This is a genomic window from Patulibacter sp. (assembly GCF_030655195.1).
Taxonomy (GTDB): domain Bacteria; phylum Actinomycetota; class Thermoleophilia; order Solirubrobacterales; family Solirubrobacteraceae; genus Patulibacter.
In genome coordinates this window covers 1-18,176 of sequence record NZ_JAURWA010000159.1, presented here as the reverse complement: position 1 = coordinate 18,176, position 18,176 = coordinate 1, and the positions used below count along the sequence as shown (strand labels likewise).

17 protein-coding genes are annotated in these 18,176 nt (G+C 75.2%); 6 read left to right on the top strand and 11 right to left on the bottom strand.

Going from position 1 to position 18,176, the window contains the following annotated elements; genetic code table 11:
* Positions 1-83 precede the first annotated feature (83 nt).
* From Q7T67_RS18015 to Q7T67_RS17995, 5 genes are all read right to left on the bottom strand, one after another.
* Positions 84-1,085, bottom strand: a complete 1,002-nt coding sequence (locus Q7T67_RS18015; RefSeq protein WP_304793005.1) for a hypothetical protein — start codon at positions 1,083-1,085, stop codon at positions 84-86.
* A 242-nt stretch (positions 1,086-1,327) separates the two neighbouring features.
* Positions 1,328-1,957, bottom strand: coding sequence for a M48 family metallopeptidase (locus Q7T67_RS18010; protein ID WP_304793001.1), 630 nt, complete (start codon positions 1,955-1,957; stop codon positions 1,328-1,330).
* A 50-nt stretch (positions 1,958-2,007) separates the two neighbouring features.
* On the bottom strand, positions 2,008-3,498 hold the full coding sequence (locus tag Q7T67_RS18005; protein WP_304792998.1) for an Rv0909 family putative TA system antitoxin: 1,491 nt from the start codon (positions 3,496-3,498) through the stop codon (positions 2,008-2,010).
* 265 nt (positions 3,499-3,763) lie between these two features.
* Positions 3,764-4,693, bottom strand: a complete 930-nt coding sequence (gene metF / locus Q7T67_RS18000; RefSeq protein ID WP_304792994.1) for a methylenetetrahydrofolate reductase [NAD(P)H] — start codon at positions 4,691-4,693, stop codon at positions 3,764-3,766.
* 70 nt (positions 4,694-4,763) lie between these two features.
* Positions 4,764-5,762, bottom strand: coding sequence for an MBL fold metallo-hydrolase (locus Q7T67_RS17995; protein ID WP_304792991.1), 999 nt, complete (start codon positions 5,760-5,762; stop codon positions 4,764-4,766).
* A gap of 78 nt (positions 5,763-5,840) precedes the next feature.
* Here Q7T67_RS17995 and Q7T67_RS17990 point away from each other — a divergent pair, with 78 nt between their 5' ends.
* The 3 genes from Q7T67_RS17990 to Q7T67_RS17980 all read left to right on the top strand — a co-directional run bounded on the left by Q7T67_RS17990 (position 5,841) and on the right by Q7T67_RS17980 (position 8,416).
* Positions 5,841-6,233 (top strand): hypothetical protein, encoded by a 393-nt coding sequence (locus tag Q7T67_RS17990; protein ID WP_304792988.1) that lies wholly within the window; start codon positions 5,841-5,843, stop codon positions 6,231-6,233.
* A 278-nt stretch (positions 6,234-6,511) separates the two neighbouring features.
* Positions 6,512-7,603, top strand: coding sequence for an aminopeptidase (locus tag Q7T67_RS17985; RefSeq protein WP_370695421.1), 1,092 nt, complete (start codon positions 6,512-6,514; stop codon positions 7,601-7,603).
* A gap of 129 nt (positions 7,604-7,732) precedes the next feature.
* Positions 7,733-8,416, top strand: coding sequence for an alpha/beta fold hydrolase (locus Q7T67_RS17980; protein ID WP_304792983.1), 684 nt, complete (start codon positions 7,733-7,735; stop codon positions 8,414-8,416).
* 186 nt (positions 8,417-8,602) lie between these two features.
* Here the strand turns inward: Q7T67_RS17980 and mnhG are convergent, their stop codons facing one another.
* Genes mnhG through Q7T67_RS17950 form a run of 6 tightly spaced genes read right to left on the bottom strand, consistent with a single transcriptional unit; the run spans position 8,603 to position 15,272 of the window.
* Positions 8,603-8,983: a monovalent cation/H(+) antiporter subunit G gene (mnhG, locus tag Q7T67_RS17975; RefSeq protein ID WP_304792979.1), complete on the bottom strand. Its 381-nt coding sequence runs from the start codon at positions 8,981-8,983 to the stop codon at positions 8,603-8,605.
* The gene (locus Q7T67_RS17970) at positions 8,980-9,315 is read right to left on the bottom strand and encodes a monovalent cation/H+ antiporter complex subunit F (RefSeq protein WP_304792976.1); all 336 of its coding nucleotides are present in this window, start codon (positions 9,313-9,315) and stop codon (positions 8,980-8,982) included. Before Q7T67_RS17970 ends, mnhG begins: the two co-directional genes overlap by 4 nt.
* Positions 9,312-10,013, bottom strand: coding sequence for a Na+/H+ antiporter subunit E (locus Q7T67_RS17965; protein ID WP_304792973.1), 702 nt, complete (start codon positions 10,011-10,013; stop codon positions 9,312-9,314). Before Q7T67_RS17965 ends, Q7T67_RS17970 begins: the two co-directional genes overlap by 4 nt.
* Positions 10,010-11,782 (bottom strand): Na+/H+ antiporter subunit D, encoded by a 1,773-nt coding sequence (locus tag Q7T67_RS17960; RefSeq protein WP_304792970.1) that lies wholly within the window; start codon positions 11,780-11,782, stop codon positions 10,010-10,012. Before Q7T67_RS17960 ends, Q7T67_RS17965 begins: the two co-directional genes overlap by 4 nt.
* Positions 11,779-12,255 carry a Na(+)/H(+) antiporter subunit C gene (locus Q7T67_RS17955; protein WP_304792967.1) on the bottom strand — a complete coding sequence of 159 codons (477 nt, stop codon included), beginning with the start codon at positions 12,253-12,255 and terminating at the stop codon, positions 11,779-11,781. Before Q7T67_RS17955 ends, Q7T67_RS17960 begins: the two co-directional genes overlap by 4 nt.
* Complete coding sequence (locus Q7T67_RS17950) at positions 12,252-15,272, bottom strand: Na+/H+ antiporter subunit A (RefSeq protein ID WP_304792964.1); 3,021 nt, start codon at positions 15,270-15,272, stop codon at positions 12,252-12,254. Before Q7T67_RS17950 ends, Q7T67_RS17955 begins: the two co-directional genes overlap by 4 nt.
* A gap of 130 nt (positions 15,273-15,402) precedes the next feature.
* Here Q7T67_RS17950 and Q7T67_RS17945 point away from each other — a divergent pair, with 130 nt between their 5' ends.
* The 3 genes from Q7T67_RS17945 (at position 15,403) to Q7T67_RS17935 (ending at position 18,117) form a co-directional block, all read left to right on the top strand.
* Positions 15,403-16,173, top strand: a complete 771-nt coding sequence (locus tag Q7T67_RS17945) for an MOSC domain-containing protein (RefSeq protein ID WP_304792960.1) — start codon at positions 15,403-15,405, stop codon at positions 16,171-16,173.
* Positions 16,170-16,796: a TetR/AcrR family transcriptional regulator gene (locus Q7T67_RS17940; protein WP_304792958.1), complete on the top strand. Its 627-nt coding sequence runs from the start codon at positions 16,170-16,172 to the stop codon at positions 16,794-16,796. Before Q7T67_RS17945 ends, Q7T67_RS17940 begins: the two co-directional genes overlap by 4 nt.
* Before the next feature lie 115 nt (positions 16,797-16,911).
* Positions 16,912-18,117 carry an MFS transporter gene (locus Q7T67_RS17935; RefSeq protein WP_304792955.1) on the top strand — a complete coding sequence of 402 codons (1,206 nt, stop codon included), beginning with the start codon at positions 16,912-16,914 and terminating at the stop codon, positions 18,115-18,117.
* The last annotated feature ends 59 nt before the right edge of the window (positions 18,118-18,176 follow it).

The following is an 18,176-nucleotide window of genomic DNA, read 5'->3' as shown; positions in this document are numbered from 1 at the left end:
CGCCCCAGGTCGCGTCCCGCGGGGGCTCGGCTGGCCCGGGCCCGGGCCAGCCGAGCCCCCGCGGGACGCGACCTGGGGCGGACTCAGCCGATCGACAGCGGCGTCGCGATCGTCGCGGGCAGGCCCGCCGCGGCGTTGGTGATCGTCTTGAGCTTCCAGCCGTTGACCGTGCCGGCGCTCGCGCGGCAGCTCGGGTTGTCGATCGACGCCGACGTCAGGTTCTCGGACTGCGCCGTCCCGGTCGCCGCGTCCACGGTGGCCGCGACGACGAGGGAGCCCAGCGAGCCCGAGTAGGCGACCGACTTGCCCCAGATCGGATCGTTGCCGCCGTTGGCGCCGTTGCCGGTGTTGAGGTACCCCGTGCCGACGGAGGCCGCCGAGCCGCAGGCGCCCGTGTAATAGATCTGCGCGGGCGAGAACTGGCCCGTGAACGGCACGTCGACGTTGTAGCCGGTCGAGGTGATCACGCTGACGGCCCGTTCGCCGACGGCGACGACCTTGCCGAGCGAGACGCCGTTCTTGTCGGTCAGCGTCAGACCGCCACCCGAGGGGCCCGTCGCGCCGGTGGCGCCGGTCGCCCCGGTGTCGCCCTTCGCGCCGGTGTCGCCCTTCGCGCCGGCCGCGCCGTCGGCGCCCTTCGCCCCGTCGGAACCCTTCGCCCCGGTGTCGCCCTTGGCACCGGTGGCGCCGGTCGCCCCGTCGGTGCCGGCAACGCCCTGCGGCCCGCGCAGCCCCGCCTCGCCCTGCCTGCCGCGCGCGCCGTCCTGGCCGGTCGAGCCCGTCGCGCCGTCGCTGCCCGTGAGGCCCGTGGCCCCGACCGAGCCGGTCGGGCCGACCGGACCGACCGGACCGACCGGACCGCCCGCCCCGTCGGCGCCGCGCCTGCCGGCCTCGCCCTGCAGGCCGCGGGTGCCGCGGGCGGAGAACGAGATCTTCCGCGCGCCTCGGGCACACGAGGCCTTCTTCGTCGTGAGGCTCAGCGATCTGCTCCCGGACGCCGCGCAGGCGTAGTACGTGCGGGACGTCGAGGAGCTCGCCGCGAGCGCGACGGTCCCGCCGCCGCCCACGGCGAAGAAGAGGGCCAACGAGGCGATCCAGTGCCGCCGGACCACCCGCCAGGTCGAAAGGGCGAGCGCCCGGGGGGATGGGAGGTGCGATGTGGACACAGGTCCTTGTAACGGGCAGGCGTCTCGGGCATCGCCATTCCGGACGAACGATGTTCGCCGGGTACCTGCCGGCTGGTGCCGCGGACCCGGCCGCCGCGAGGATCGCGGACCGTCGGGCGCTCGGCGTCGAGGTGCCGCGGGCCGCGGCGGTTCCGGCGGCCTCAGGCCGTGGGCAGCAGCAGGCGCAGGTCCGTGCCGTGCGTCCGCAACCAAACGGACGGCTCGCGCCAGTCGGGCACGTGGCGGGCCAGGAGGGCCCAGAACGTCGGTCCGTGGTGCGCGTGCACCAGGTGGCAGGCCTCGTGCCACACGACGTAGTCCAGGCACGCCTCAGGAGCGAGCAGGAGCCGCCACGACAGGCTGATCGTGCCCGTGCTCGAGCAGCTGCCCCAGCGCGACCGGGTGTCCGTCACGCGCAGGCGCTCGTAGCGCCGGCCCAGCGTCGCGACGCTGACGTCCAGGCGCGCGACGCACTCCTCGCGGGCCCGGGCCCGGTACCACGCGACGAGCGCGGGACCTCTGGCGTCCGCGTCGGCGGGGACGAGCAGGCGGTCGTCGACCCGGTGGACCCGTCGGCGGTCGACCTGGGGCTCGAGCGTCAGGCGCTCGCCGAGGAACGGCAGCCCCGACGCGGCGTCCTCCGCGGCGCGGGCGCGTCGGTCCTGCAGCGCGCTGAGCCGCGGCGCGATCCAGCCGTCGAGCTCGCGGATCGCGCGCTCGGCGTCGCGGACCGTGGCCCGGGCGGGGATCGTGACGACGAGTCCCCGGTCCGGGTCGATGCGGACGGTCACGCGCCGGGCGCGCCGCGAGCGGCGCAGCTCGTACGCGGGTGACGCGTCGCTCAGCGCGGGCCCTTCGGGGCGTCCGGGTCCGGGACGGGGCCCGACTTGGCGTCCGGTGCCGGGGCCGGGACGGCGGTGCTGTCGACGGTCCCCGGGGCGTTCGCGCCGCCGGGCTTGTCGGCGACCTTGTCGACCGCGCCCTTGAGCTTCTCGGCGTTGGACGACAGCGTGTCGCCGTACTTGCCCTTCGTCGCCTTGTCGGCGGCCTTGACGCCCTTGTCGATCGCCTGATCGATCTTCGAGTTGTGCTGGCCGGCCATCGACTTCGCCTTGTCGGCGAGCTTGCTGAGGTTGCTGAAGTTCACCATGCGGGGCTCCGGGGGAGTCGGGATGGAGGGTCGCGCGGGCGACGCTCCGGACCGGATGCACGGTAGCGCGCCACCATCAGGGGCTCCTGAGGGAGAGGTCACGCTGGGCCGGACGGGGGCCCGGGCACGGATGCCGGACGGGGGCCCGGGCACGGATGCCGGACGACCCTCCCGGGTCCCGGGTCGCCAGCCACGCTGGAGGGCGATGGTCTCCAGGGTCGCCCCGAGAGGTTCGGGCTCGCGGCGGAGCCGATCCGCCGTGACCCGGACGGTGACCCAGCCGTGGGCGAGCATCTCGGCGTCCCGGCGGGCGTCCGACGTCCGACCCTGGGTCCCCTCGTGCGCCCCGGCCCCGTCGGCCTCGACCGCCATCCGGAGGTCGGGTCTCGCGAAGTCGAGCCGATACACGTGCCTGCCGAGCGTCACAGGATGCTGCGGCGTCCACGGGGCCAGAGCGGTCTGCCGTTCGAGGAAGACCGCGAGGTCCCCCGCCAGTGGACTGTCGCCCGTCAGGCGGACGGCGAGATCGCGGTCGCTCGCGGCCAGAACGGCGACTCCGGGGTGCCCCGCGAGCCGCGAGCAGGCCGCCGCCAGCTCCTCCGGCGGCAACGCCCCCAGGACCTGAGCCTCACGGATGAGGCGACGCAGACGGTCGGCAGGGGTCCGGGGCGCGACCTCGACGAGAGCACGCGCCACCGCGGTGACCGGGAGACCTCGGACGTGCCGCAGGTCGGCGGTCTCCAGGTTCCTCGTCCGGTGGCCGCGGACCCCGGCGACCCGAGGGCGCACGACACCGCCCACGAACGTCACGTCGACCGGCGTGACGGCCGAGGCGCACACCCCCTGGAGTCGCAGGGCCGTGTAGTGGCTCAGGACGATGTGCGGATCCAACAGGGTCGCCCGCACCGCGGCCTCCTCCGCCCCGAGCAGGGTGGGCTCGCGGGCGAGGTGACGATCGCCGCCGGCGCCGAGGAGCGCCGCGAACACGACCCCACGGTCGGTCACCCGGGGGACGAAGGCGTACGCCCGCCAGCCGACGCGGTAGATCCGGCCGCGCTCGACCCACCGCCGGAGGGTCCGGGTGGACACGCCCGCCCACCGCAGCTGCCGCAGGGAGATGACGCCGTCCTGGCGGCCGGCGATCGCCGCGGCGAGCCGCGCCGCATGATGGTCGTCGGGCACCCCGCCACTGTGTCGCCGGGACCTGTGGCGGAACAACGGTCGAGTGGCCCGATCGTGCTGCGCTTGGATGGCGGATCCCGTCCGGAGCCGCGGGTTGGGCGGTCACGGCGGGTGGGTGCGGTCGATCCGGTGCCGGCGTGTGGCACGGGTTTGACCCACCCCCGCCGGTCGGGGCGTGGTGGCGGGTGGGTGCGGTCGATCCGGTGCCGGCGTGTGGCACGGGTTTGCCCCACCCCCGCCGGTCGCCCCGCCCGCCCCGCCCCGGTCAGGCCAGCGAGGGCTGCCCGCCCGCCGCGGCGGGGGACTCCGGGGTGCGCTCCCAGGGGCGGTGCAGGCGCAGCGTGGCCAGGATCGCGCGGGTCGCGGGGCTGCGGTTCATGGTGATGAAGTGGATGCCCGGGGCACCCTGGGCCAGGAGCTCGGCCGCCTGCAGGGTGGCGTAGGAGATGCCGAGGCTCTTGATGGCGTCGGGGTCGTCCTCGCGCGCGTCGAGCTCGCGGGCGTAGCCCTCGGGGATCCGCGCGCCGATCTTCTTCAGGAACCCGCGGGACTGCCCGATCGAGGTGATCGGCATGAGGCCCGGGATGACGGGGACGTCGATGCCCTCGTCGCGCAGGCGCTGCACGAACGAGAAGTAGTCGGAGTTGTCGTAGAAGATCTGGGTGACGAGGAACTTCGCGCCGGCCCGGACCTTGTCCTTGGCCGTCTGCACGTCGTCGTCGTCGTGGCGGGCGTCCGGGTGGGGCTCCGGGTACGCCGCGCCGCCCACGCAGAACGGGAACTCCTCCTGGACCAGGGCCGTCAGCTCCGGCGAGGACGCGAAACCGCCGGGGGTCGGGGAGAACTTCTCCTCGCCGCCGGGCGGGTCGCCCCGGAGGGCCAGCACGTTGTCGATCCCGGCGTCGCGCATCTGCCCGAGGACCGTCCGGATCTCGTCCTTCGTGGCGCCGACGCAGGTCAGGTGGGCCATCGCCTCGAGGCCGTGCTCGACGCGCAGGTTGCGGACGACCTTGATCGTCCGGTCGCGCGAGCTGCCGCCGGCGCCGTAGGTGACGGAGACGAAGGACGGGGAGAGCTCGCGCAGCGTCTCCAGGGCCTCGTGGAGGAGCGCCTCGGCCTCGTCGGTCTTCGGCGGGAAGAACTCGAACGAGAACGTCGGGTCCGGGGACGTCTCGATGATCTCGTCGATGCGCATCCCGCACATCGTAGGACGCGCGCCGTCGACCCGTCGGTCCCGCGGTCCGGGCCCGCGGACCGGCCCGGGCTCAGAGCAGCCGGAAGCGGTCCGGGTCGCGGTCGGCGATCTCGACCCGGCCCGTGACCACGAGGTGCCGCAGGAAGCACTGGACCTCCCCGAGCAGCCAGGAGCCGTTCTCGGGCGTCAGCGCGACGTCGAAGACCGACGGCGCGATGTCCGCGGGCGTCCTGGGCTCCGTCCGCGACAGCGCGTCCTCCGTGGCCTGCAGCCGCTCGGCGACGAGCGCGCGGTTGGCCCGGATGTGGCCCTCGACGTCGGTGAACGTGCGGCCGTGCCCCGACAGGCAGAGCCGGGCGTCGAGCTGCTCGACGCGGTCCAGCGACGCGAGGAACTCGCCGATCGGGTCGGGCGTGTAGCCGAAGTCGAAGAAGAGCGAGACCCGTCCGAGCAGGTGGTCGCCCGAGATCAGCATCCGCCGGTCGGCGTTGAAGAGACAGACGTGCGAGGGCGCGTGGCCCGGCGTCTCGACGGCCTCGAACGTGCCCAGGTCGGTGTCGATGGTCACGCCGTCGACGAGGTCGTGGTCGACCTGCAGACCGCCGGCGATGCCGATGTCCTCGCGGCGGACCAGCGCCGAGGCGGCGCGGACGTCCGCCTCGGGGACGCCGGACTGCAGCGCGATCTCGACCCGTCGCTCCCAGTAGGAGTCCGGGTCCGCCAGCCACTTCGTCAGGTGCCCGTGGTCGGGGTGGCACCAGACGTCCGCGCCGGAGCGCAGGACGATCGGCGTGGTCTGGCCGCAGTGGTCGACGTGGGCGTGGGTGAGGACCACGCTGCGGACGAGCTCGAGCCGCAGGTGGACCATGTCGAGCGCCCGCTCGAGGTGGGCCAGCGAGCCAGGCTGGTGCATGCCGGTGTCGAAGAGCACGATGCCGTCGCCGGCCGCGACCGCCCAGGCGTTGCCGTGCGGGACGCCCGGCCAGGGCAGCGGCAGCCGCAGGCGCCACACGCCCGGGACGACGCGCTCGCCGCGTCCCAGCTCCTTCGCCGCGCGACCGCTGCTCATCGCGGCGTGCGGGTGCGGAGGGCGGGGGAGCGACGCGGCATGGACCCGGGACGTTACCCGTAGACTCGGGCGCAGACCGTGGCGAAGAAGCGCAAGAAGACCAACGGCGGGCCCCGGATCTCCGATCGCAAGGCCCCCGAGCTGCCGACGGTGCCCTACACGAGCCCCGACGGTCGGATGACGCTCGACCTGCGCTGCGCGATGACCCCGAAGACGCGGCTCGTCTACGCCGAGACCGTCGGCGGCGACCTGGCCCAGGCGTCGAGCACCCGCGAGGACGTCTGGCACCGGGCGGTCGAGTTCCTCTTCGAACGGCTCGTGATGGGCTGGAGCGTCGACGACGTGCCGACGACCGGCCAGAAGGCGCTGATCAGTCGCTTCCGGGTCGCGAGCCCCGAGGAGCGGACGTGGATCCGCAGCGTCCTGCGCGAGCACCTCGCCGAGTGGTTCCCCGAGATGCAGGCCCCCTGATGGCGCGCCGGCGGCCGTGGTCCAAGGAGCGGAAGGACGACGCAGTGCCCGACGAGCAGCCCGCCGTGCCCACCGGTGACGGGGACGCCGACGTGCTGAGCGGCCCGCCCGCGGACGCCACCGGCGCCCCCGTCGGCGACGCCCCGACGCCGTCCGCGCCGTCCGCCGCGCCCGCGACCGGCGACCGGGCCGCCCACGAGCCGGGCGGCGAGGCGGCCGGCGGGCCGGGCGGATCGTCCGGTGCCGACGACGGCGCCCCGCTCGACGACGACGCCACGATCGCCTCGGAGCTCTCCGCGGAGGCGTTCGCCGACCTCCTCGTCGGCTACTGCCTGGAGCCCGAGCCCGGCGACCAGGTCCTCGTCCGCTCGACCGACCTGGCCACGCCGCTGCTCGTCGAGCTCCAGCGGGCGATCCTGCAGCGCGACGCGTGGCCTCTCATCCGCGTCGAGCTGCCCGGTCAGACCGAGGGCTTCTACCGCCACGCGAAGGACCGGCACCTCGACGAGCTCTCGCCGCTGGCCCTGGAGGAGGCGCGGCAGGCGCAGCGCTCCCTGTCGATCCAGGCGCCCGAGGACACCTCGGCGCTGGCCGAGATCGACCCCGAGCGCCTCGCCCGCGCCGCCCGCGGCCGCCACGAGGCCCGCGAGCTGACGCTGCAGCGCCGCTGGGCCACGACGCTGTGGCCGACCGCCGCCCTGGCCGACCAGGCCGGCATGTCCCTGCGGGAGCTCTCGGCCTTCGTCGCCCGGGCGACGTTCCTGGACCGCAAGGACCCGCTGCGCGCCTGGAGCGGGCTGCGGGACTTCCAGGCGCGGCTGATCGAGCGCCTGCAGGGCGTCGAGGAGCTGCGGATCGAGGCCGAGGGCACCGACCTGACCCTGCGGGTCGGCGGCCGCACCTGGGTCAACAGCGACGGGCGGCGCAACATGCCCTCCGGCGAGGTCTTCACGGGTCCCCTCGAGTCCAGCGCGACGGGCACCATCCGCTACACCGTGCCCTCCTCCCCCGCCGGCGTCGACGTCGCGGGCGTCGAGCTGACCTTCCGCGACGGCGAGGTCGTCGAGCACCGGGCGGACGTCGGTGGCGAGTACCTCGAGCGGGCGCTGGCCACGGACGACGGCGCGCGCTTCCTCGGCGAGGTCGGCATCGGCACGAACTTCGGCATCGACCGGGCGATCGGCGTGATCCTCTTCGACGAGAAGATCGGCGGCACCGTCCACACCGCGCTCGGGCGCTCCTACCCCGAGACCGGTGGGACGAACGAGTCAGCGCTGCACTGGGACCTGATCTGCGACCTGCGTCCCGGCGGCCGCCTCTACGCCGACGGCGAGGTCCTGCAGGAGAACGGCCGCTTCGCGCCGCTGTAGCGGCGGAGCGGAACGCCGGCGCCGGCTCGAGGCCGGGCCCCGCCACAGCACGTCGACGGCCGGGCGCCGTCGCCGACAGGCGGCCATCGCGGACGCCAGGTGTCCGCGGACCTCCCTAGCGTCGACGTCATGGTCTCCCCCACCACGCCGCTCCTCCTGATCGGGGGCGCCGGCCTGCCCGCGTGGATCTGGGACGACGTCCGCGCGGCGCTCCCCCGTACCCGGCCGACCGCCGTGGCCGAGCGGCCCGATCCTTCCGCTCCGCGGACCCTGGAGGCCTACGCCGCAGCGGCGCTGGACGGGGCGCCGTGGCGCCACTTCGTCCTGGTCGGGCACTCGATCGGCGGCGTGATCGCCGGTGCCGTCGTCGCCCGCACGCCGGACCGCGTCCGGGGCGTCGTGGGGATCGCCGCCTCGTTCCCGGAGCCCGGGCGCTCGTTCTTCGGGGCGCTGCCGTTCCCGCAGCGGCTCGTCGTGCCCGCGATCACCCGGGTCGCCGGCACGCGCCCGCCGGACCGGATGCTCCGCGGGGGCTACGCCCGCGACCTGCCCGCCCCGGTCGTCGACCGGCTCGTCGACGACTTCGCCCCGGAGTCGCAGGAGCTCTACCGCGACCCGGTCCCCCCGGTCTCCTGGCCGCCCCGGACCGGCTACCTGCGGACCACCGCGGACCGCGACATGCCGCGGGCGGCGCAGGACCGGTACGCGACGACGCTCGAGGCGGAGCGCGTCGAGGAGCTCGCCACCGGGCATCTGCCGATGCTGCAGGACCCCGAGGGCACCGCCGCCGCGATCGAGCGGCTGCTGGCCTGACGCCGGGCGCGGCCCCGCCGCTGCCGGGGCGGTGCTGGCCTTGGGACGGACGGGATCCGGCCGTCGGGTGGCCAGCGGCCGTCGGGTGGTCGGCGGCCGTCGGGTGGTCGGCGGCCGTTTGGTCGCCGGCGGCCGTTTGGTCGCCGGCGGCCGGAGGGCACGCCGATGCCGACGGCCGGACCGGGCTCAGCGCCCGTCCGGCGGGCCCGACCGCTCGACGTCGCGCCGGCCCTCCTCGAGGCGGTCGCTCAGCTCGTCGACGATCAGCAGGTCCCGGCGCACGCGACGGGTGCGATACGCCGACCGGCCGACCATGTGGGCGGCCACCGGCGCCGTCGTCAGCTGGAAGACGGCGACGAGGACGAGCGTCGTGATGTCGAAGCCCGTGCGCAGGCGCAGCCCCACGCCGATCAGGACGAGCAGCAGGCCGAGGACCTGGGGCTTGGAGGCCGCGTGCATCCGCGAGAGGACGTCGGGGAAGCGCAGGACGCCGATGCCGGCGGCCAGGGACAGCGCGGCTCCTCCCAGGAGGCAGATCGCCGAGAGGACGTCGAGCACGCCGTTCACGACGGGTCCTCGCGGTCGCGGATCGTCTCGAGGCGGGCCTCGACCCGTGCCTCCTCGCGCCGGTCGGGGTCGTCGTCGCCGACGTCCGCGCCGAAGCGGGCGATCGCGACGGACCCGACGAAGCCGAGCAGGGCGAGCACCGCCAGGACCGGCAGGGTGGTGCCGTGGCGGCCGTAGGCGGCCTCGATGCCGATCGCGCCGATCAGGCACGACAGCAGCACGTCCATCGCCACGACGCGGTCCAGTGCGGACGGGCCCCGGACCACGCGGATCAGCGCGAGCAGCGCGGCGACGCCCAGCATGGTCGCGGCGACCCAGAGGACGACGGTCATCGGGTGGTCCCTCCGTCGGGGGCGGGGCGGGCGGGCGGCACGTCCGCCGGGACCGGGATCCCGACCGGGGCGCCGCGCCCGCCGCCCGTGGGGTCGTGGGGCCGGACGTCGCGGCGGCCGCCCTCGGCCAGCGCGTGGCGGTCCGCCGGCGATCCGAACGCCCGGATCATCCGGGCCTCGGTCTCCTGCGCGCGGCGGCGCTCCAGCTCGACGTCGTCGCGGTCGCGGACGCCGATGAGGTGCAGGTAGACGATCGCGTCGTGCCGGTCGATCTCGACCACCAGGCTGCCCGGGACGAGCGAGAGGACCTCGGCGACGACGGTCAGCATGAGGTCCGAGTGCGTGATCAGCGGCACGCCGATGACCGCGGTCGGGGCCTCCTGGTCGCGGCGGAACGCGAGCGTCGCGACCTGGACGCTGGCGCGGACGACGTCGTAGGCGAACCGGGCCCCGAAGCGCAGCGCGGACAGCGGGCGGACCCGCCCCTCGATGGCCAGCGGCGGCAGCGGGAACATCGCGATCGACAGCAGTCCGACGAGCAGGCCCGTGACGACCAGGCCGGGCGTCACGCGCCCCCAGAGCAGCACCCACAGCACCACGAGCCAGAGCACCGCGACGGGCTGCAGGATCCGCGACCCCGCGGCCGGCCGGCGGACGAGCCGGCGGCCGAGGCGGCCGATGCGGCGCACGGGGCTCACGGCGTCGCCCCGGGGGTCGGGGTCGCGCGCGGCCCGGGGGTCCGGCGCGGGGCCGGGTCGTCGGCCCCGGAGTCCGAGAAGCCGGGCGGGATCGTGGCGGGCGGCCCGATCACGTAGCCGTCCGGCGTGCGCAGGAGCGCGACCGGGGCGACCGCCCGGACGTAGCCGGCGCGGTCGCGGAGCTCGACGGCAGCGCGGTCGGTGACGCCCGTCAGGGGGCCCGCGAAGACCGTGAACGCCAGGCCGAGGACGACGAGCGCGGCGGTCGCCCCGGTCATCAGGCGCGGCATGCGCCCGCCCCGGGTGATGTCGCGTCCGCCGATCGTGGCGCCCGACACGTCCTCGCCCGCGCCACCCCGCGCCGGCCCGGGGCCCGGTGCAGCCGCCTCGCCGGCGAGCGTGCCGGGGCCCGTCGCCGCGTCGCGCGTGGGCAGCGACACCCGCGGCGAGCGCCAGAACACGCGGCTCCAGGCCTTGCCGACCGCGTAGAGCGTCAGCAGGCTGGTGACCACGCTGCCGGCGACGAGCGTCCACGCCAGCCACGAGCCGTCCTGCACGCCGCCCTCGATCAGCGCGACCTTGCCGATGAAGCCCGAGAACGGCGGGATGCCCGCGAGGTTCATCGCCGGCAGGAAGAAGAGGATCGCCAGGAGCGGCGCCGTCTTCGCCAGGCCGCCGATCCGCTCCGACGACGTGCTGCCCGCGACCCGCTCGATCATGCCGGCCGTCAGGAAGAGGGTCGTCTGGATCGTGATGTGGTGGATCGCGTAGAAGATCGCGCCCGACAGCCCCAGCTGGGAGCCCAGGGCCACGCCGAAGATCATGTAGCCGATGTGGCTGACCAGGGTGAACGACAGCATGCGCTTGACGTCCGTCTGCGCGACGGCACCGAGGATCCCGACCACCATCGTCAGCAGCGCGATGACCATCAGGAGCGCGGCGACCCGGTCGTCGTCGGGGAAGAGCAGCGTCTCCGTGCGGATCACCGCGTAGACGCCGACCTTCGTCAGCAGGCCGGCGAAGACGGCCGTCACCGGTGCGGGCGCGGTCGGGTAGGAGTCCGGCAGCCACGCCGACATCGGGAAGACCGCCGCCTTGATCCCGAACGCCAGGAGCAGCGAGAGCTCGAGGACGAGCCGGATGTCGGGGTCCAGCTCGCGCAGCTTCAGCGCCAGGTCCGCGAGGTTCAGGGTGCCGGTGGCGCCGTAGACCAGGCCGATCGCGGCGAGGAACAGCAGGGACGAGAGCAGCGAGACGATCACGTACGTCGTGCCCGAGCGGATCCGCGACGCGGTGCCGCCGAGGGTGATCAGCACGTAGCTGGCCACGAGCAGGATCTCGAAGCCGACGTAGAGGTTGAAGAGGTCGCCGGCGAGGAACGCGTTGCTGATCCCGGCCGCCAGCACGAGGTAGGTCGGGTGGAAGACCGCCAGCGGCAGGCCCTCCTCCTCGTCCGCGCTGCCCTGGCCGTAGCTGTAGACCAGGACGCAGAGGGTCACCGCCGCGGAGATCGCCAGCATCAGCGCCGACAGGCGGTCGGCGACGAGGACGATCCCGATCGGCGGCTGCCAGCCGCCGATGGCCGCGACCTGCGGGCCGTGGCGGTCGGCGGCGATCAGGAGCAGGACCGCGACGACGAGGACCGCCGTCAGGGTGCCGACGGAGATCGCGCGCTGCAGGCGGGGCCAGCGGACGCCGATGGCGAACTTCGTGCCGGCCGCGAGCAGCGGCAGGACGACGGGGAGCGGGACGAGGTCGGCGGTGCTCATGCGTCCCTCGTGATGGCCGCGTCGTCGTCGGGGGACGCGGTCTCCTCGACCGCGGCCCGCGCGTCCTGCGCGGCCTCGAGGTCGGCGTCCGCACCGGTGTCCTCGAGCTCCTCGGCCTCGCGCCGCGTGGCGACGAGGCGGTCCTCGACGTCGTCCTGGACCTCGTCGTGGCCCTGCAGCTGCCACGAGCGGTACGCGAGCGCCAGGAGGAACGCCGTCACGGCGAAGGTGATGACGATCGCGGTGAGGATCATCACCTGCGGCAGCGGGTCGTTCTGGTCCGCCTGCGCGTTCTCGCCGATGATCGGCGCCTCCTTCGCGACGCCGCCCATCGTCAGGATCATCACGTTGATCCCGTTGCCGAGCAGGACGGCCCCGAGCAGCACGCGGGTGAGGCTGCGCTCGAGCAGGAGCACGACGCCGCCGGCGACGAGGACGCCGACGAGGATCGCCAGGACGAGCGAGACGCTCACGAGGCGGACTCCTCGGTCGGGGCGGGCTGGACGGTGGGGCGGCGCCCGTGGGTCTCCTCGTCGACCTGACGGTCGATCTCGGAGCCGAAGCTGCGCAGCACGTCCAGGACGACGCCGACGACGACGAGGTAGACGCCGATGTCGAACAGCGTCGACGAGTAGAGCTTCAGCGTCCCCAAGAGCGGGACGTCGGGCTTCCACGACCCGCCCTGCAGCACGGCATCGCCGACGATCGCGCCGCCCAGGCCGGTGCCCACGGCGATCACGAGGCCCAGGCCGATGACCAGCCCGGCCCCGACCGGCGCGGCCTCGCCCAGCTCGTAGCGCCCGCCGGCGAGGTACCGGATCGTGAACGCGAGGCCGGCGACCAGGCCGCCCGCGAACCCGCCGCCGGGCACGTCGTGGCCCGCCCACAGCAGGTAGACCGAGAGCACGAGGACGGTGTGGAAGATCAGGCGGACGACGACCTCGAGCAGGATGGAGCGGCGCTCGGGCGCGAGCGTGTTCTCGGCCACGAGCCACTGCTCGGCCCGGCGGGCCGTCCCGGCGCCCCCGGCGCTGTGCTGCACGACGTTGAGCAGGCCGGCCGAGGACGCGACGGCCGCGACCGACGGATCCGTGCGCGACCCCGCCCCCGGGCGTGCGCGCGGGGGGCCGGCGCCCGCGTCGGCCGGGGCCATCGCCCACACCGGGCTGTCGGCGGACGGGTCCGAGAGCCGCGGCATCGCACGGGTGCGGCGGCGCAGGAAGAGCAGGCTCGTGACGCCGGTGGCGGCCACGACCAGGACCGCGATCTCGCCCATCGTGTCCCAGGCGCGCAGGTCGACGAGCGTGACGTTGACGATGTTCTCGCCGCCCGCCAGCTTCGACGCGGCGGCGAAGAGCTCGGAGACCGGGGCGGCCTCGCGGGCGCCGGCCGCGACGACCGTCAGGACGGCCATCAGCGTGCCGACGGTGACGCCCGTCAGCAGGTGGACGCGCCGGCGACGCTTGGACGACACCGTGCCGGTGAAGTGCGAGGGCAGCCGCCGGAGCACGAGCACGACGACCACGAGCGTCACCGTCTCGACGAGGAACTGCGTCAGGGCGAGGTCCGGCGCGCCCTGCAGGGCGAACAGGGTCGCCACGCCGTAGCCGACGACGCCGCTGAGGACGACGGCCTTCAGGCGTCGGCGGGAGCGCAGCGTGAGGATCGTCGCCGCGACGATGAGGAGGCCGATCGCGCCCTGGGCGGGCTCGTCCCACACGCGCAGCTCGACGTTCCACGGGGCGCCGGTGATCAGCGTCGTGGCGGTCGCGGCGGCGAAGACGAAGAGGATCGTCATCAGGTAGACCGGCAGCGAGCCGGACTGCGTGGCGCGCGCCGCGGCGACGGACAGGCGCTCCGTCGCCCGCACGAGGACGACGTAGGAGTCGCGGGCGTCGAGCATCCGCCGGGTCCCCTCGGCGGGGACCGGTCGGCCGGCGAGGCGGCGCTGCACGAGGACGACGACCGCGCCGAGGGCGAGGGCCAGCAGCGACAGTCCCAGCGGCACGCCGACGCCGTGCCAGCCCGCCAGGTGCAGCGGCTTCTCGAGCGTCGAGGGTGCGGTGTCGGCGTGGCGGGCGAGCAGCGCGTCGAGCGCCGAGAAGCCGATCCCGAGGACGAGACCGCCGACGGCGAGCAGCCCGGGGGCCAGCTCGATGTGCGGGTCGGCGTGGTCGCAGCGGCGGTCCGGGACGCCGTCCTTCGTCGCGAACGCGCCCCACCAGAACCGCCAGGCGTAGGCGGCCGTGAGGGCGACGCCCAGGACGATCGCCACGAGCGTGACGAGGTCGACCGCGTCGCCGTGCAGGAGCGCGTCCAGCGCCGTCTCCTTCGCCGCGAAGCCCGCGAAGAGCGGGACCCCGGCCATCGAGGCGGCCGCGAGCCCGGCGATGACCGCCAGCCGCTTGCGCGTCCGCCCCAGGCCGCTGAGGACGCGCAGGTCGCGGGTGCCGGTGTCGTGGTCGATGATCCCGACGGTCAGGAAGAGCGCCGACTTGTAGAGGGCGTGCGCCAGGAGCAGCCCGAGACCCGCGAGCAGGACGTCGCGGGAGCCCTGGCCGACGAGCACCGTGAGCAGGCCGAGCTGGCTGACGGTGCCGTACGCCAGCAGGAGCTTGAGGTCGTGCTGGCGCAGCGCCCGCGAGGCGCCCAGGAGCATCGTCAGCAGCCCGAGGACGAGGATCGTCGGCTTCCACGGCGCGGTCTCGGCGAACCCGGGGGCCAGACGGGCGACGAGGAAGACGCCGGCCTTGACCATCGCCGCGGCGTGCAGGTAGGCCGAGACCGGGGTCGGCGCGGCCATCGCGCCGGGCAGCCAGAAGTGGAACGGGACCAGCGCCGACTTCGACAGGGCGCCGACGAGCACGAGCGCGACGCCGACCGACACCGTGGTGCCACCGGGCGGGTTCGCGACGATCTCGGAGATCCGGTAGGTGCCGGCGGCCTCCCCGAGGATGATGAAGCCGACGAGCATCGCCAGCCCGCCGAAGGTCGTGACGATGAGGGCGTCCATCGCCGCCCGGCGGGAGCCCAGCCGGTCGCTGTTGTGCCCGACGAGCAGGAACGACAGGACGGTCGTGAGCTCCCAGAAGACGAACAGCACCAGCAGGTCGTCGCTGAGGACCAGGCCGAGCATCGCCCCGGCGAACGCCACGAGCACCGCGGCGAAGCGCCCGAGACCCTGCTCGTCGCGGGAGAAGTACCGCCCGCAGTAGGCGAGGACGAGCGCACCGACGCCCGCGGCCACGAACGTCATCAGGAGCGACAGCGGGTCCAGCCGGAACGCGAGCTCCATCCCGAGGGAGGGCACCCACTGGTGGACGACCTCGGTCGTGCCGCCGTCGGTGACCCGGGCGGTCTGCGTGGCCGCCCAGACGACGGCGCCGGCGGGGACGATCGCCAGCAGCGGGAAGGCCCGCGTACCGAGCCGCGCGACGAGCCATGGCGCGAGCAGCGCGGCGATCCCGTGGGCGAGGAGGACGGGGATCACGGACGCCGTCCACCGATCGGGCAGGGGCAGGTACGGCGTTCACCGTGCCGACCGTCTGACCGCGACCCCAAGCGGCCATGGTCGCAGATCGTGGCGCGCCGGGAGTGGGGGTCAGGTCTATCCTCGCTGCATGTCCGTCGTCCTCGGCACCGTCACGACGGTCCTCCGGTTCCCGGTGAAGTCGATGCGCGGCGAGCACCTGCCGGCCGGCGATCTCGGCCCGTCGGGACTGGACGGCGACCGCGAGTGGGCGCTCCTGGACGACGACGACCACTGGGCCTCGGCCAAGGCGGACCGCGGGCGCTGGCGCCTCTTCGACGGGATGCTCGACCTGGTGACGTCCGGGGCCGGGGCCGCGGTCGACGTCCGGCTGCCCGACGGCCGGACGGTGCGTCCGGGGACCCCGGACGCCGACGCCGTGCTGTCCGCCCACCTCGGCCGGACGCTGCACTTCGACCGCGGCGACGCCGGGCGCCGCTGGGGCCGCCACCACGACGCCGCCCCGCTCCACCTCGTCACGACCGCCACGCTCGCCGCGCTGCACAGCGACGAGGACGGCGTGCCGGCGGAGCGCGAGGCGCTGGACCCCCTGCGCCTGCGGCCCAACCTCGTCGTCGACACCGGCGCGGCGAGCACCGGCTTCGCCGAGGACGCCTGGGTCGGCACCACGCTGCGGGTCGGCGGCGCGCTCCTGCGTGCGACCGAGACCACGGGACGCTGCGTGATGACCACCCGCGCCCAGGCCGACGAGCTGCCCCGCGACACCACCGTCCTCAAGCGGATCGGGGCGCGCAACGGGGCGGACGCCGGGATCTACTTGACGGTCCTGCAGGCCGGCCGCGTCGCCGTCGGCGACGAGCTGGTCGTCGTCGAGCCGGGCCCTGGGATCATCGGCTCGTGAGCCCAGGGACCCCCCGCACGCGCCTCAGCCACGCCGAGCGCCGCACCACGATCCTCGACGCCGCCGCCCGCGTGATCGTCGCCCACGGCGTCCACGGGTTCCGTCTGCAGGACGTCGCCGACGAGGCCGGCGTGTCGCAGCCGCTCGTCTCGTCGCACGTCGACGACCGGGACGAGCTGATCGCCGCGGCGTTCGTGCGCGTCGACGAGCGGGAGCTGCGGGCGGTCGAGGCCGACGCCCGCGGGGCGGAGCCCGGGCGCGCGGCGATCGTGCGGTTCCTGCGACGCGCCACGATCCCCTCCTCCGGGGAGGCCCCCGAGGGCGAGCTGCCCGGCGAGGACGGCTGGGAGCTCTGGAACCAGGTCTCCTCGCGCGCCCGCTTCTCGCCCGTCGTGCGCGACGCGGTCGGGTCCCGGCAGGCGGCCTGGATCGCCGCGCTGACCGGCCTGCTGCGCGACGGCCTGGCCGGGGCGCACCTGCCGGCCGCCGTGGACCCCGAGCGCGTGGCGCTCCTCCTGATCACCGTCTCCGACGGTCTCGGTCCCGCGCTGAACTGCGGCCTGCTCGACGACGACGGTGCGCGGGCGGTCCTCGAGGACGCACTGGACGGCGCACTGCGCTGAGCCCCCGTCGCCGTCGCCGACGTCCCCGCCGCCACGGGGACCCGGGGAGGTGACCCCGGCCGCGGCCGCCGCCCATCGCCCGTCTGCTGATACGCGCATCAGTTACGCTCGATCCGTGTCCGTCGCGTCCGCCACCCCCTCGAGCCCCGCGGTCCTCGCGCTCCGGAGCCCGGGGGTCGCGCGGCTGCTCGGGCTGTCGATGCTCGCCCGGGCGCCGGAGACCGTCCTGGCGCTCCTCTTCCTGCTCCGCACCAGGGACCTCGGCGGCAGCTACGCGCTGGGCGGCGCGGTCTCCGGCGCCGCCGGTCTGGGGATGGCGTTCGGCGCCCCGGTGCTCGGGAAGGCGATCGACCGGGTCGGCCAGCCCGTCGTCCTCGTCCTGAGCGTCGCGCTGGCCGCGGCGACGATGCTCGGCGCCGCCCTCCTCCCCGACGGCACCCCCGGCTGGGTCCTGTTGCCGTTCGCCCTGGTCGCCGGCGCGAGCCAGCCGCCCGTCGCGCCGTGCGTCCGCGCGATGTTCGGCCGGATCGTCGTGGACCCCGGCGTGCGCCACGCGGCGCTGGCGGTCGAGGCGACCGTCCAGGAGCTGACGTTCATGCTCGGCCCGCTGCTCTTCGTCAGCCTGATCGCCGCGCACGACCCCGCGCTCGGTCTCGGCGTCGCCGCCATCGTGCTGGCCGCGGCCACGGTCGTCTTCGCGTCGGGCCCCGAGTCCCGGGCGATGCCCGCGTCGGGCGTCCGGCGGACCGCCGGCGCCGGACCGCTGCGCCGTCCGGCGATCCGGGCGCTGCTGGCCATCTCCTTCGGCCTGGGCACGATGTTCGGCGCGACCGAGCTGGCGATCACCGCCAGCGCCGAGGAGGCCGGCACGCCGGGCGCGGTCGGGCTGCTCCTGGCGGCCTACTGCGTCGGCAGCCTGATCGCCGGTCTGGCGACCGCGCACCGCGGACCGTGGCGGTCGCCCGAGCGCGCGCTGCTGCTGCTCGTGCTGGCGTGCACCGTCGGCCACGGCCTGCTGGCGCTGGCGCCGGGCCTGTGGAGCCTGGGACTGGTGCTGGTCCTGGCCGCCGCGGCTATCGCCCCGCTCTTCACCGTCGTCTATTCGCTGTGCGGCCAGCTCGCCGGGGAGGGCACCGTCACCGAGGCCTTCACCTGGCTGGGCAGCGGCCTGTTCGCCGGCACCGCGGCCGGTGCGGCGGTCGGCGGCCTGCTCGTCGCCGCCTCGGGCCCGCCGGCCGCGTTCCTGGCGGCAGCGGTCGCGGTCGGTGCGGCGGGCGTCTTCGTCCTGCCGCGCCGGGCGACCCTGCGCCCGCCGGCCTGACCGGGTGCGCCGAGCCGCGCCGCAGTGCGGCGCGCCCGACCCCGAGACGCTCGGGGCGG

Coding starts and splice junctions, on each gene's coding strand:
- Q7T67_RS17960 (WP_304792970.1), bottom strand. CDS start 11,782: ATGAGCACCGCCGACCTCGTCCCGCTCCCCGTCGTCCTGCCGCTGCTC.
- Q7T67_RS17945 (WP_304792960.1), top strand. CDS start 15,403: ATGTCCGTCGTCCTCGGCACCGTCACGACGGTCCTCCGGTTCCCGGTG.
- Q7T67_RS17995 (WP_304792991.1), bottom strand. CDS start 5,762: ATGAGCAGCGGTCGCGCGGCGAAGGAGCTGGGACGCGGCGAGCGCGTC.
- Q7T67_RS17980 (WP_304792983.1), top strand. CDS start 7,733: ATGGTCTCCCCCACCACGCCGCTCCTCCTGATCGGGGGCGCCGGCCTG.
- Q7T67_RS17970 (WP_304792976.1), bottom strand. CDS start 9,315: ATGACCGTCGTCCTCTGGGTCGCCGCGACCATGCTGGGCGTCGCCGCG.
- metF (WP_304792994.1), bottom strand. CDS start 4,693: ATGCGCATCGACGAGATCATCGAGACGTCCCCGGACCCGACGTTCTCG.